Source organism: Asaia sp. A2, assembly GCF_057319415.1.
Genome location: NZ_JBXWTO010000003.1, coordinates 1 through 13,299, shown reverse-complemented (window position 1 = coordinate 13,299; position 13,299 = coordinate 1). Strand labels below are relative to the sequence as shown.

Here is a 13,299-nt window from a genome sequence, read left to right as displayed (position 1 = left end):
ACCGAGGCCAGCGTGTCAGGCCGGTTCGACCTCGTCCGTTCTCAGATAGAGCTTGCCACCATGCGCCTTGAAGCTCTCTTTCATGTCTTCCATACCTTGCTCGCGTTCGGCATTGCGTCGGATGTCATGACTGATCTTCATTGAGCAGAATTTGGGCCCGCACATCGAACAGAAATGGGCAGTCTTATGCGCTTCCTTTGGTAAGGTCTCGTCATGATAGGACCGGGCCGTATCCGGATCGAGCGCCAGATTGAACTGGTCCTGCCACCGGAACTCGAAGCGTGCACGCGAGATGGCATCATCACGAATCTGCGCGGCTGGATGCCCTTTTGCAAGGTCAGCGGCATGGGCAGCGATCTTGTAGGTGATCACTCCCACCTTCACATCAGATCGGTCCGGCAGCCCGAGATGCTCCTTTGGCGTGACGTAACAGAGCATGGCGCAACCATACCAACCGATCATCGCCGCGCCGATGCCTGAGGTGATGTGGTCATAGCCGGGGGCAATATCGGTGGTGAGCGGACCAAGCGTATAGAAAGGGGCTTCGCCGCATTCGCGCAGCTGCTTGGTCATGTTGACTTTGATCTTGTGCATGGGCACATGGCCCGGCCCTTCAATCATGACCTGACAGCCCTTCGCCCATGCGATACGGGCGAGCTCGCCGAGCGTTTCCAGCTCGGCAAACTGGGCTGCGTCATTCGCATCAGCGATCGAACCGGGGCGTAGCCCGTCACCCAGCGAAAACGAGATGTCGTAGCGACGCATGATGTCGCAGATCTCGTCGAAATGCTCGTACAGGAAATTTTCACGATGATGCGCGAGGCACCATGCGGCCATGATCGACCCGCCGCGTGAGACGATACCTGTGGTACGTTGCGCAGTCAGCGGCACATGGGCGATGCGGACGCCTGCATGGATGGTGAAGTAATCCACCCCCTGCTCCGCCTGCTCGATCAGGGTGTCGCGATAGATTTCCCAGGTCAGGTCTTCCGCGACGCCGCCCACTTTCTCAAGCGCCTGATACAGCGGCACGGTGCCGATCGGCACGGGCGAATTGCGCAAGATCCAGTCGCGGATATTGTGGATGTTGCGACCGGTTGAGAGATCCATCACCGTATCGGCGCCCCAGCGGATGGACCAGACCAGTTTTTCAACTTCCTCGGCGGCGGAAGATGTCACAGCCGAATTGCCGATATTGGCGTTGATCTTCACCAGAAAGTTGCGCCCGATGATCATGGGCTCAAGTTCGGGATGATTGATATTGGCAGGGATGATTGCGCGACCGGCTGCGATTTCCGAGCGCACGAATTCCGGGGTGATGAAGCTCGGAATTTCAGCCCCGAAATCCTCTCCATCTGCGCGACGTGCTTCGGCTCCCTCGACCATTTCGGCGCGCCCGAGATTTTCACGATGGGCGACGAAAATCATCTCTTCCGTGATGATCCCTGCACGAGCAAACTCGTATTGGGTCACGGGGTGGCCATCCTGCCCACACAGAACGCCGTGGGGGGCCGGGCATTGGGGCACGGCATGATCGCCCTTGGCGAAACCGTTATCCTCGGGCTTGATCGCGCGGGTCTCGGTCACTTTCATGAGGCTACGGCGCGACAGCCAATGGTCGCGCAGTCGGGGCAGGCCGAGGGATACATCGGCATGATAGCCGGGGGCGGTATAGGGGCCGGATGTGTCGTAAACCCTTACCGCGGGCTCGTTCGCGGTGGATTCGAGATCGATCTCGCGAAACGGCACCGTGATATCGGGCCGGTCAGCCGGGCTGGAAACAATCTTGCGCGAGCCCGAGATCGGGCCGGTTGTTACCGTGCCATGCGCGGGCGCGCGATCAAGCGTATTGATCTTGGTGGAATGAAGCGTTGAGTCGTCCATCATGTCTCCCCTTGCGGCGTGGAGTTATGTCCGACAGCGCAAGAGCAGAGTGAACGGAAGTCGCGTGTAGGGGGACCGGGCCGCTCACACCAATCCCTACGCCGGTACGAACCGGATCAGGTTCTTCGCCCACATGCCGGGGCGAAAGGGTCGCTGCGCTGCGGAAATCCCGCCATCAGCCTCTCAGCCTCTTGTCGAGGCCCCCCCTGGTATGGACGCGATCATGGCGTGGTTAGGCGCGTACTGTCAATCGAATTAACGACGCAGGATTACGCCCCTGCAAGATTGTTGGGGTGGGTTGATAGCCCTTGCGTGGCCTGTCAGGCGCGCACATGGGAAGCTCGGGCGCTCATTGGCTTGAGCTGTCCTATTTCCTGATCATGGCGATTCATGCCCGCTGGCGTGATGTGAAAGCGTCCGTCGTCGCCGAGAGTCACAAAGCCCATTGCCTGCAGGCGTTCCAGACAGGGCTGGTCGCGCAAATCCTGCGGACGTCCTATGCCCTCGCAGAGCAGTACACGATGCAGCGTCGAGCGACAGCACGTTTCGAGATAGGGTTCATCCCACATGATGCTGTCTCCATATTGCGCCCGAGTGCGTAGCGTGGCGCTTCGCATAACAGGTCGTGCCCGGCCTTTCCACGGTCCATCGCATGTCAGTGTCGCGTTTTACTCGTTTTCGGGCAGTGAGCAGAACCCTTGTCAGGATAGTGCGCCACGGCAGGAAACAGGTCGGGTGGTGACATCAGGTTTTGCAAATCGACTTGGAAAGGGGTCGACCCACCCGGTCACCACGTTATAGAGAGGCCCACAGAAATTACCTGCAGGATATGTCATGGCGCGCGCGTTTCTATCCACACTTTCAACCCGGATGTTCCACGGCCTTGACCCGGAGACGGCACACGAGGCCGCCATTGAGGCGCTTGCTCTGGGGCTTGGGCCCAGCGTCGCAAAGGATGTGCCAGCGCTGAGTACTCGCTGTATGGGTCTGCGTTTTCCCAATCCGATCGGCCTTGCAGCGGGGTTTGACAAGAATGCCCGCGCCCCGCTTGCTTTGGCCCGCATGGGTTTTGGTCATGTCGAATGTGGGACCGTGACGCCGCGCCCGCAGGAGGGAAACCCCAAGCCGCGCCTTTTCCGTCTGACGGAAGACCAGGCGATCATCAACCGTATGGGGTTCAACGGCGATGGTATCGACGCCTTTGTTCAGCGGCTTGAACGGTTCCGCTCGCTTCAGGCTGGGCGTAAGGCCGCGCTTCGCGCAGTGCCGGTCGGGGCCAATCTGGGCATCAACAAGCTCGGTGCACGCCCTCTGGAAGATTATCCTTATCTCGTCTCGCGCGTCGCTCCCCTGGCTGATTACATCACCATCAATCTTTCATCGCCCAATACGCCGGGACTGCGTGATCTGCAGAGCGCAGGCACGCTCCTTGACATCCTCAATGCCGTGAAGCGCCATAATGCCGAGCACCCGCCCCTCGTTATCAAGCTGGCGCCTGATCTCGACCCTGATGCGCTGCCGGAAATTGTCGAGGCGGCTATCGAGGGCGGGGCTGCGGGTATCATCGTGAATAACACAACCATCAGTCGCCCCCCTTCCCTGCGCTCGGCTTTTGCGCATGAAACCGGCGGATTGTCGGGCCGTCCTCTGGCACAGCTGGCGTTGCGGATGCTTCACCGGATTGTGCCGCTCGTTAGGGGGCGTGTCGCGGTCATCTCTTGCGGCGGCGTCGAAAGCGGTTTCGACGTTTTCGAGCGCCTGCGGGCTGGTGCCGATATGGTGCAGGTCTATAGCGCCCTGATCTATCACGGGCCCTATCTGGTGCAGCGCATCAAGGAAGAGCTGCTGCGCGAGCTCTCCCGTGAAGGTTTTGAATCGGTCGGCGATCTGAAGTCATCGGGACGCTGAACCGCCGGTGAACTCTGGATGCGAACGTAATGCCACCCCAACCGTTTGCATCCTTATCATTCTGAACAAACACTGGAGGCGATCATCGAGATGTCTGCTCTGAAAAGGCGGTCGGCCCTGCAAATCCTTCATGGGCTCTTCCTTGTCTTTGCCCTTTCGGTATCGGCTTTTGCGGCTCAGGCAGCACCGGGGGATAATGCGCCGGCAGCGTCGCCGCTGGTTCCCTCAGTCGCTGACGGCTATGGCTGGACGACCGTATCCGCCACACTCAACCGACAAATTACGACGGCGCAGGGACGGCTGAAATATATATACGGTCAACTCAACCGTACTGATATTGTGCTTGGAAGCGAGACACTCTCGGATCTATCCGACCAGATTGACGGTATCGCGACTGTCGCCCAGTCCATCCAAACGCAGGCGACATCCTATCAGACAGTCTATCAGAGCTACCTTGAGATCATCGGCGCGAAGGCGGATGGTGAAAGCCAGGCGATCGTTGCGCAGCGCGCGCATCTGCAATCCGTGCTGCAGGATATCAAATCCACTGTTACTCAGGGCAAGCTATTGGGGCTGCAGGCCAAGCAGGTACAGCTGGAGGTTCAGCGTCGAGGCAGCGTGAGCCAACAAGCGCTCCTGTCCGAACGTATCGCTTCTCCGCTCACTCTCTCGTTCTGGCGTGATCTGCGCGATGAGGGGCCGGAACTCAAACTGACTTTCGCACCGCCGCTCAATAATGGTTATGCCGGGGTGCTTTATAACTGGCCCTGGATGCTTGGCGCCCTTGTCGGGGTCTTTGTCCTGACCGCCCTGCTCTCACGCCCGATCTATCGGCTATTTCGTAGTGCCGAAAGCAACATCGCCCAGCGTTTCACCGGTGAGCCACTTCCGGAAAACCACCAGTCCTTCATTCCAGTCGCGTTAAGCGGGCTCGCCTGCGGACTTCTCATGTTCGTGCTTTGGGAGATCACCTCGGGTGTCCTCTCTCTAGGGGGCGGGCGTAGTCCACTTTTTGTGGCCGGTCTTGCTGGTATCATGCCCCTTTGCGGCTTTATCCTCGGGGCTGGTCTGCCTGCGCTCAGCCGCGCTACAGCAGTCGACGGTGTTTCGCAGCACGTGACGCGCGCCTTGTGGGGTGTGGACTGGGGTGCTGCGGTGCTCGTGCTTCTGCAGACACTCTTTCTTATCGTCGGAGAGGAAAACGCGTTCCCGACCACGGCCCGGCGCCTGGTTGAAGCCCTGTTCACCATCGTCGTGAGCCTTCTCTTTGTTGGGCTGTGCCGCAAGCTGACGGGGCGTACGGATGCCCGGATGGCGCCTGCGTTTTATGGCATGGCCTGGTTGGTGCTTCTCGTCAGTTGGGCTGCTATCGCCTTGGGCTACCTGGCCTTCGCGTTCGCAGTGGCAATCTGGGCGTTGACGCTTTCGGTCAGCCTGCTGTCCCTGCTTCTCCTCTCGATTGCGGTAAAAGAATTCACGGCCCGCACCTTTTCTGTGGGATCGGTCATATCCCGACGCCTTTCACGTCTCGGGGTGCATTCCAACCGGGTTGCCCAGTTTGGCGTGATTTTCTCCGGTGCCGTGAATATCGGTCTGATCATCATTTTCGTCGCAGTCTGCCTGTCGCAGGGCAAGCTCGATGTGCCGGTGATTGCAGATAATGTCCGGGGACTTTTCGTCGGCCAAACCATTAACGGCGTACAGTTCTCGCTGAACACCGCGGTAATTTGTCTGGTCATTCTCGTCGCGTCTTATTACGCCATAGGCGCCTTCAGCCAGTGGCTTGAATCACGACTTTTTCCGACCACCAATCTCGATATTGGTGCTCGCACGTCCATTCTCAATATCTTCAAATATGTTGCTTGGATCGCGGTTTTCCTGATGGTCCTTTCGGAAGCCGGTGTGACGGTCAAAAATCTGACCTGGGTCGTGAGCGCCCTGTCTGTCGGTATCGGCTTTGGCCTGCAGGCCATTGTGCAGAATTTCGTCTCAGGTGTGATCCTTTTGGCGGAACGGCCGATCCGCGTTGGTGACTTGATTGAACTCGGCTCGATCAAGGGGGATGTCAAACGCATCAGTGTTCGTTCGACCGAAATCGGGCTGGGCGACGGATCGACCATGATTGTCCCGAACTCGCAGTTCATCACCTCCGCCGTTCGCAATGCGACGCTCGGCACTGCGCTGAGCGCCGCTTCCGCAACCGTCACGATTTCTCCGCGTGCCGATGCGACAAAGGCTCAGGCAGCGTTGATGGACATGATGACCCGACGTGAGGATATCCTGCAGAACCCCGCGCCCGGCGTGGCCATCTCGGCGATTACCGATACGGGTATAACGCTCGCGCTTTCCGCAAAAGTCGCCTCGGTGCGCGATGTTGGGGGTGTCACCAATGCCATCATGCTGGATGCTTACCGGGTGTTGCAGGAAGCCGGGGTCGAACTCGGCAAGCCAGCCTGACGTCACAGCGTTCGGCTCTGAATTGGAAGAGGGGGCGGGAGATCAATCTCCCGCCCCCTTGTTTCATCTCCCACCCTGTTTTTTGCAGGCAACGGCTCAGGCTGCGTGGTCACGGTCCATCAAAAAATCTGTGACGAGCGATTTGAATGGTGTCAGACGCTCGGCAAGCGCCAGCCCCGCCCGGCGCAATGCCAGAACAGGTTTGGCGTCATGGGTGTAAAGTGAAGCAATACCATTCGTCGCGGCAAACAAGGGTGCCGTGGCACGGCGATGACGGCGCTCGAAGCGTCGGAGCACATCGGCAGCGCCCGGATCGGCATCACCCGAGCCGATTTCCTCATTCAGGATACTCTGGCCTTTGAGCCCAAGATTGAAGCCGTGGGCGGTAATCGGATGCATGCCCACAGCGGCATCGCCGATCAAGGCAAGGCGCGGGGCCTGAAAGCGATGGGCGAAGACGGTCTTGAGGGGATAGGTACAGCGCGCACTTTCAAGACTCATCGGGCCCAGTCGACCCTGTGTCCTGCGCGTGATGTCCTCATCAAAGGCACCTTTATCAAGCTGCTTCAGCGCTGCGATCTCGGCAGGGTCAAGTGTCAGCACGAGTGATGACAAATGACCGGGCTTATCGTCATCTGCCACCGGCAAGAGCGCAATTGTCTGCCCTTCATCGAACCACTGCAGCGCCACGCCGTCATGCGGCTCGGAGTGGCGCATGCGGCAGACCATGATGACCTTGCCGAAATCATGCACGATTGCGCCAATTCCGCGAGACTGTCTGATACGTGAGAACCGTCCATCCGCTGCGACCAGAAGAGCACTCTCGACGAGCCTGCCATCATCGAGCAAGACCGTCGCGACATTGCTGGTGCCGGAGCTTCTGGCCACAGAGCGGCCCGACAGGATCGATACCTTGCCCTGCTCCTGAACCGCGCGATGCAGCGCAGTGCGGATCAGGTGGTTGGGAACAAGATAACCCAGCGCATCAGTCGCGTCGCCGAGGTCCTGCCCTGCCGGGGCCCGAAACAGCAAAGCCCCCGAGGGATGATCCGGGGCTTCCTGGCCGGTTTCAATACGGGCAGTTTTCAGGGGCGAGACGCACTCGGACGGGATGTGACGCCAGATATCATGCGTCTGCAGCCAACTGCGCGAGTGATGTGTCAGGGCGATCTCACGACCATCGAACGAAGGCGCGCTGAGGGCCGCATCGGGTGCCGGATCGATAACGCCGACGCGCCAGCCACTCTCGGCAAGAGAAAGCGCGCAGGCCAGCCCTGCCGGCCCAGCCCCGGCAATCGTGATATCAAAACCGAGCGTTGAGCCTGTGCGCGTCACTTGTCGGCCTCGAAGCTGACAGGTTCGCCCTTCCAGAAGGCCATATAATCGGCAATGTCGGGGCGTTTGCTACCATGAACAGGTTTGTCCGGCGTCCCCACAAAAAGGAACCCGGCGAGGCGCTGGGAATCCCGAAGGCCCAGGGCCTCACGGAAACAGGGCTGCTCGGCAAAGTCGCTCGATACCCAGAAACCGCCAAAACCCTCGGCATGAAGCGCATTCAGCACGTTCATGGCCCCTGCGCCGACCGACAGTTCCTGCTCCGAGACGGGGATCTTGCCTCGGGAGTCGATGTCCATGACAAGGGCTATGGTCATGGGCATCTCACCGAAACGCTGGCGGCGCTTGTCGATCTTCTTCTGCGGGACCTCTGGATCGGCGGCGCTCATGGCCTTGACGACCTGCTCGGCAAATTCCGCGCGATGCTTGCCCTTGATCACGATGTATCGCCAGGGCCGCATCTTCCCATGATCCGGCGCTCGCAGCCCGGCAGAGAGAATGCGGGCGATCTGCTCCTTGTCGGGAGCGGGCGCACTCAGATGATCGGTCGAGGCCCTGGATAGCAGGACATCAAGGGCGGGGGATGATGCGGGAGAGCTGCTCATACGGGATAGATGGCAAGTTCCCGCGTGGTCGCCAAGAGGCCATCGCGTATTCGCGACGAATAGTTTATGGAAGGAAACATGACAGACGCCCGACAGTCCCGCATCCACCGCAAGACCGGTGAGACCGATATCTCCGTTGCGATCAATCTTGATGGCAGCGGGCAGGCCGAACTCGATAGCGGCATAGGTTTTTTCGACCATATGTTGACCGCGCTTGCCAAGCATGGCGGATTCGACCTCGATGTGCGCTGTCACGGTGACCTCCATGTAGATGGCCATCACACCGTTGAGGATATCGGCATCGCCCTCGGCAAGGCCTTTGCCCAGGCGCTGGGTGAAAAGAAGGGCATTACCCGTTTCGGACACGCGCTGGTACCGCTGGATGAGGCGCTTTGCGAGGTGGTCGTGGATATCTCGGGCCGGCCCTATCTCGCCTGGAACGTGACGTTCGAGCGCGAGCGTATCGGCGAGATGGATACGGATTTGTTCGAGGAATTCTATCGCGCCTTCGCCATGGCATCGTCGATTGCGCTGCATGTGACCTGCAAGGCCGGGCGCAACGCTCATCATATTGCAGAAAGCGGCTTCAAGGCATTTGCCCGCGCCCTGCGAATGGCGGTCGCGCATGATCCGCGAGCACTTGGCATGATTCCATCGACGAAGGGGGTCTTGTGAACGACTATCTTGCCTATCGCGCCGATGGCAATGCGGCGCCGCTTATGGTCAAGCAGGGTTTCCACTGGTCCCTGCTTCTCTTCGGTCCTCTGGCGTTGCTCGTCAAAGGACGCTGGATTGCCTTCGCCCTGACGGCGCTGATCAGCGTGGTTCTCTTGCGTTACAGCGGGGGTGCCGGGCTGCTGCTTTCATGGGCATTCAACGTCGTGTTGGCCGTGTTCGGGGCTGAAGTGATCGGTTGGGATGCCCGGCTCAAGGGCTATGCCAGCAACGGGCTCTGGATGGGGCGCTCGGCTGATGAAGCTCGCCTCAGGCTGATGGACAAGGATCGCGCTGCCTTATGAGACGCGTTGTAGTCATCGATTATGATGGTGGAAATCTGGCCTCAGCGGCACAAACGGCGCGCCACGTCGTTGCGGAACGCGGACTGGACGCCGAGGTGCAGATAACGGCCGATCCTGAGACGGTTCTGAAGGCTGATCATATCATCCTGCCCGGACAGGGGGCGTTTGCTCATTGCGCCTCCGGGCTGCGTGGTGGCCTTCGTGAAGCGCTGGTTGAGGCGACGGATCGCGGCACACCTTTTCTGGGCATCTGTGTGGGCATGCAGCTTATGGCAGAATGGGGCCTTGAGCACGGACGCACGCCGGGGCTCGGCTGGATAGAGGGCAGTATCGCGAAGATGGAGTTCGCGCTTGCGGCGGGGCTCTGCCTGCCTCACATGGGCTGGAACGTTCTGGAGTTCGAACCCGGCGCGCACAGGCTGACTGCGGGGCTGGAACAGGGCGATCACGGTTATTTCGTACACTCCTACGCTCTGACAGAGTGGAATCCTGCTGACATCGTCGCTACAGCAAGTTATGGCGGGGCCGTGCCGGCAATCGTTGCGCGGGATAACCGGTGTGGCACTCAATTCCATGTTGAGAAGAGCCAGAAGACCGGATTGACAATCATGGCGAACTTTCTGAGCTGGATGCCGTGACCCGCATTGCCGAGCGCCTGTCGCGCATCGATGACAGTGACATGGCCGCCCTGTGCGAGATCACGACGGCGGCGATCATTGACGGGGGTGGTCTGGGCTGGCTTACGCCGCCCGGGCGGGCCGTGCTCGAGCGCTATTTCAGCGGGCTGCTGCTCGTGCCGGAAACCCGGTTTTTCGTCGTGCGCGATGAAACGGGGCAGATACAGGGCTGCGCCCAGCTTGTGCGGCCTTCACGCAATAACGAGGCACAAGCCCAGACGGCGCAGATCAGGGGTTATTTCGTGGCACCCTATATGCGCGGTCGTGGGCTGGGTTATGTTCTGGCCGATGCCGTGATTGCGGCCGCCAGAGCGCTGGGCTGCCGCGTGCTGAACTGTGAGGTTCCGGAGACACAGGCCTCCGCGTTGTCCATGTTCCGCTCGCTCGGTTTCGAGCCCTGGGGCACGCACCCCTTTTATGCCCGCAATCACGACGGGGTGGTACGGGGTGTCTTCATGACCCTGCCCCTCTCTCCCGAAAGTGGTGGCGCGAGACACAAGAAATATTCCGGGAAGGATCATATCGTGGCCAGTACGGACAGCACCCCCCATCGCGCCCTTACCCTCTATCCGGCCATCGATCTGAAGGACGGCGCCTGCGTACGCCTCCGACGCGGTGAGATGGACGAAGCTACCGTTTATTCCGATAACCCTGCCGCACAGGCGCGTTCTTTCGCCGAAGCCGGATGTTCGCGACTGCATGTGGTCGATCTCAATGGGGCCTTCGCCGGGAAATCGGCAAATGGTGCCGCGGTAGAGGCGATTATCGCTGCGACCGATCTGCCGGTGCAGCTTGGTGGTGGCATTCGCGATATGGCGGGCATCACGCGTTGGCTGGAAGCCGGTCTGGACCGGGTCATTCTTGGTTCGGTTGCAGTGAAGAACCCCGAACTCGTGCGTGAGGCCTGCAAGGCTTTCCCAGGGCGGATTGTCGCGGGCATCGATGCGCGTCAGGGTCGTGTTGCGACCGAAGGTTGGGCCGAAGTCTCCGAGCTCAATGCCCGTGACCTCGCCCTGCGCATGCAGGATGCCGGCGTGGCTGCCGTGATCTTCACTGAGATCACACGCGACGGCATGCTTGAAGGGCTGGATCTGGAACAGACGGCTGATCTGGCACGTGTATTGTCCATTCCTGTCATTGCCAGCGGCGGCGTTGGTTCGGCGCAGCATCTGCGTGATTTTCGTGCGATTGCTCAGGAGGTTGCTGGGCTTGAGGGGGTGATCGTAGGGCGCGCGCTCTATGACGGGCGTATATCGCTCAAAGAGGCGCTCAGCATTGTCGAGGGGGCAGCATGCTCAAGCTGAGGGTTATCCCCTGCCTCGACGTCAAGGATGGTCGCGTGGTCAAGGGGGTCAATTTTGTATCGCTGCGCGATGCGGGGGACCCGGTGGAGCAGGCCGTCGTCTATGACGCGGCAGGGGCCGATGAGCTGACTTTCCTGGACATTACGGCGAGCGTCGAGAACCGCGACACGATCTACGATGTGGTCCGTCGCACCGCCGAGCGTGTCTTTTTGCCCCTGACTGTCGGCGGTGGTGTGCGTGCGCCCGAGGATATGCGCAAACTGCTCCTTGCCGGCGCTGACAAATGTGCCGTGAATTCGGCCGCAGTCGTGAACCCGGACCTGATTAATGAGTCAGCCAACCGGTTCGGTAGTCAATGTGTCGTGGTCGCAATTGATGCGCGTTCCAATGGCAAGGGCGGTTGGGAAGTTTATACCAAGGGCGGCCGGGAACCGACCGAGATCGATGCGGTCGCCTGGGCGCAGGAGGCACAGGCGCGGGGTGCGGGCGAGATATTGCTCACAAGCATGGACCGCGATGGAACAGGCAAGGGTTTCGACCTAGACCTTCTGCGTGAGGTTTGCGGCAAGATCACCATTCCGGTCGTCGCCTCCGGTGGTGTGGGAGAGCTCGAGCACTTCGTGGAAGGTGCCAGGGCCGGGGCGAGTGGCCTTCTGGCGGCCAGCGTTTTCCATTTTGGCACATTCGGTATTGCGGGGGTCAAGGCAGCGCTTGAAGCTGCGGGACTGCCTGTGAGGCCAGCCAACTAACGCATTCCTTTCACCTCGTTTTCAAACGGATGACGATCATGGCGCTTGCCACTAAACGGACGACCCGCAAGACTGAAGGAGGCGCCGGAAAGAAGGGCGTCAAGAACGCTGCGCCCAAGAGTGCGAGCACGAAGAAAGCGCAGGGCAAGAAGAACGCCGTCAAAAAGCCTGAAGCTGATCTGAGCCCGATTGATGCGCAGGTTCTCGATCGTCTGTTCGCAACTGTTGAATCCCGTCGAGGTACCGATCCATCATTGAGCCATTCGGCGCGACTTCTCTCGCGTGGGCGCAAGAAGATTGCCCAGAAGTTTGGGGAAGAGGCGGTCGAGTGTCTTATCGAGGCGGTTGCTGGGAAACCATCAGAGCTCGTCAGTGAAAGTGCGGATGTGCTCTACCATCTCATTGTGATGTGGGTGGACGCTGGCGTCACACCGCATGACGTATGGCAGGAGTTACGCCGCCGGGAAGCCATGAGCGGTGTTGAGGAAAAGGCCTCGCGCCCCGTCGAGCCAGGAGTCTGACCGATGGCTGTTGACTTGCGCCTTCCATACGACCCGCAAAACATCTTCGCGAAGATCTTGCGTGGAGAGATTCCGGTCAAGCCCATCTACGAAGATGACTTTGCCCTCGCTTTCCCGGATATCGCGCCACAAGCCCCCGTGCATGCATTGATTATCCCTAAGGGGCACTATGTCAGTGCAGGGGATTTCGGCCTGCATGCATCCGTTGCGGAGATCGCCGGTTTTGCACGAGCGATCTCGAAAGTCGCTGAAGCCCTTGATGTCACCGAGACGGGCTATCGATTGATCAGCAATGCCGGCGGCGATGCAGGGCAGGAAGTGCCGCATTATCATGTCCATCTTTTGGCCGGCGAAAAGCTCAGCGCGAAATTAGTTCGCTAGATTTGCATTTTTCCTCTTGCGGGGTTCCGTTCGGTATCATAGAACGCACCTCGCCTCGTCCCATTCGTCTAGAGGCCTAGGACACCGCCCTCTCACGGCGGCAACAGGGGTTCGAATCCCCTATGGGACGCCAATCACAAGTGACAGCCGCAGAAAACTGCCATTTCTGAGAAAGTTTGACACTTTTTCAGATCGGTTTGACACTTGTCATTCTTTCCATAGCTTCTTTCGCGATGCGCTTTTGGTCTACGGCCTTGGTGTAGCGCTGTACTTCAGACAGGCTTGCATGGCCTGTGATGGCGGCAATCTGGTGTGTTGAGCACCCGGCCTCAGCTAGAGCGTTTTCCTCTCAATCTGGCTTGTATCCAGCGGCGGTGAAGAAGTTGGCGCATTCTGCGGGCGCGACCTGATCGATGAGTTTGCCGATCCTGTTCCAAAGCCCGTCTCGGGTGCGTTCGG

Annotated in this window: 13 protein-coding genes, 1 tRNA gene and 1 pseudogene; 10 read left to right on the top strand and 5 right to left on the bottom strand. The window is 59.6% G+C overall.

Going from position 1 to position 13,299, the window contains the following annotated elements; genetic code table 11:
• Positions 1-15: 15 nt before the first annotated feature.
• Both thiC and ACWNRM_RS03550 read right to left on the bottom strand, forming a co-directional pair.
• The gene (gene thiC / locus ACWNRM_RS03555; protein WP_485169668.1) at positions 16-1,887 is read right to left on the bottom strand and encodes a phosphomethylpyrimidine synthase ThiC; all 1,872 of its coding nucleotides are present in this window, start codon (positions 1,885-1,887) and stop codon (positions 16-18) included.
• A 317-nt stretch (positions 1,888-2,204) separates the two neighbouring features.
• Positions 2,205-2,453, bottom strand: a complete 249-nt coding sequence (locus ACWNRM_RS03550; RefSeq protein WP_485169669.1) for a hypothetical protein — start codon at positions 2,451-2,453, stop codon at positions 2,205-2,207.
• A gap of 265 nt (positions 2,454-2,718) precedes the next feature.
• On the opposite strand from ACWNRM_RS03550, the gene ACWNRM_RS03545 reads away from it, so the two are divergent.
• Complete coding sequence (locus tag ACWNRM_RS03545; protein WP_485169670.1) at positions 2,719-3,792, top strand: quinone-dependent dihydroorotate dehydrogenase; 1,074 nt, start codon at positions 2,719-2,721, stop codon at positions 3,790-3,792.
• A gap of 90 nt (positions 3,793-3,882) precedes the next feature.
• Complete coding sequence (locus tag ACWNRM_RS03540; protein ID WP_485169671.1) at positions 3,883-6,249, top strand: mechanosensitive ion channel domain-containing protein; 2,367 nt, start codon at positions 3,883-3,885, stop codon at positions 6,247-6,249.
• A 96-nt stretch (positions 6,250-6,345) separates the two neighbouring features.
• Here ACWNRM_RS03540 and ubiM read toward each other — a convergent pair whose 3' ends face one another.
• Together ubiM and ACWNRM_RS03530 are read right to left on the bottom strand one after the other, a co-directional pair.
• A complete protein-coding gene (gene ubiM / locus ACWNRM_RS03535; protein ID WP_485169672.1) occupies positions 6,346-7,584 on the bottom strand; it encodes a 5-demethoxyubiquinol-8 5-hydroxylase UbiM in 1,239 nt (412 codons plus the stop codon).
• The gene (locus tag ACWNRM_RS03530; protein ID WP_485169673.1) at positions 7,581-8,189 is read right to left on the bottom strand and encodes a nitroreductase family protein; all 609 of its coding nucleotides are present in this window, start codon (positions 8,187-8,189) and stop codon (positions 7,581-7,583) included. The genes ubiM and ACWNRM_RS03530 overlap by 4 nt, the downstream gene beginning before the upstream one ends.
• A 78-nt stretch (positions 8,190-8,267) precedes the next feature.
• Here ACWNRM_RS03530 and hisB point away from each other — a divergent pair, with 78 nt between their 5' ends.
• From hisB to ACWNRM_RS03490, 8 genes are all read left to right on the top strand, one after another.
• Entirely contained in the window at positions 8,268-8,864 is a 597-nt protein-coding gene (hisB, locus tag ACWNRM_RS03525; RefSeq protein ID WP_485169674.1) for an imidazoleglycerol-phosphate dehydratase HisB, read from the top strand.
• Complete coding sequence (locus ACWNRM_RS03520; RefSeq protein ID WP_485169675.1) at positions 8,861-9,208, top strand: hypothetical protein; 348 nt, start codon at positions 8,861-8,863, stop codon at positions 9,206-9,208. The genes hisB and ACWNRM_RS03520 overlap by 4 nt, the downstream gene beginning before the upstream one ends.
• On the top strand, positions 9,205-9,846 hold the full coding sequence (gene hisH, locus ACWNRM_RS03515; RefSeq protein WP_485169676.1) for an imidazole glycerol phosphate synthase subunit HisH: 642 nt from the start codon (positions 9,205-9,207) through the stop codon (positions 9,844-9,846). The genes ACWNRM_RS03520 and hisH overlap by 4 nt, the downstream gene beginning before the upstream one ends.
• Positions 9,834-11,189 (top strand): 1-(5-phosphoribosyl)-5-[(5-phosphoribosylamino)methylideneamino]imidazole-4-carboxamide isomerase, encoded by a 1,356-nt coding sequence (gene hisA / locus ACWNRM_RS03510; protein ID WP_485169690.1) that lies wholly within the window; start codon positions 9,834-9,836, stop codon positions 11,187-11,189. Before hisH ends, hisA begins: the two co-directional genes overlap by 13 nt.
• Complete coding sequence (gene hisF, locus ACWNRM_RS03505; protein WP_485169677.1) at positions 11,177-11,938, top strand: imidazole glycerol phosphate synthase subunit HisF; 762 nt, start codon at positions 11,177-11,179, stop codon at positions 11,936-11,938. Before hisA ends, hisF begins: the two co-directional genes overlap by 13 nt.
• A 38-nt stretch (positions 11,939-11,976) precedes the next feature.
• On the top strand, positions 11,977-12,459 hold the full coding sequence (locus tag ACWNRM_RS03500; RefSeq protein ID WP_485169678.1) for a phosphoribosyl-ATP diphosphatase: 483 nt from the start codon (positions 11,977-11,979) through the stop codon (positions 12,457-12,459).
• 3 nt (positions 12,460-12,462) lie between these two features.
• The gene (locus tag ACWNRM_RS03495; RefSeq protein WP_485169679.1) at positions 12,463-12,840 is read left to right on the top strand and encodes an HIT domain-containing protein; all 378 of its coding nucleotides are present in this window, start codon (positions 12,463-12,465) and stop codon (positions 12,838-12,840) included.
• Between the two features lie 57 nt (positions 12,841-12,897).
• A tRNA-Glu gene (locus ACWNRM_RS03490) sits at positions 12,898-12,973 on the top strand.
• Positions 12,974-13,189: 216 nt separating this feature from the next.
• Here ACWNRM_RS03490 and ACWNRM_RS03485 read toward each other — a convergent pair.
• A pseudogene (locus ACWNRM_RS03485) lies at positions 13,190-13,299 on the bottom strand (IS630 family transposase); the annotation flags it as partial.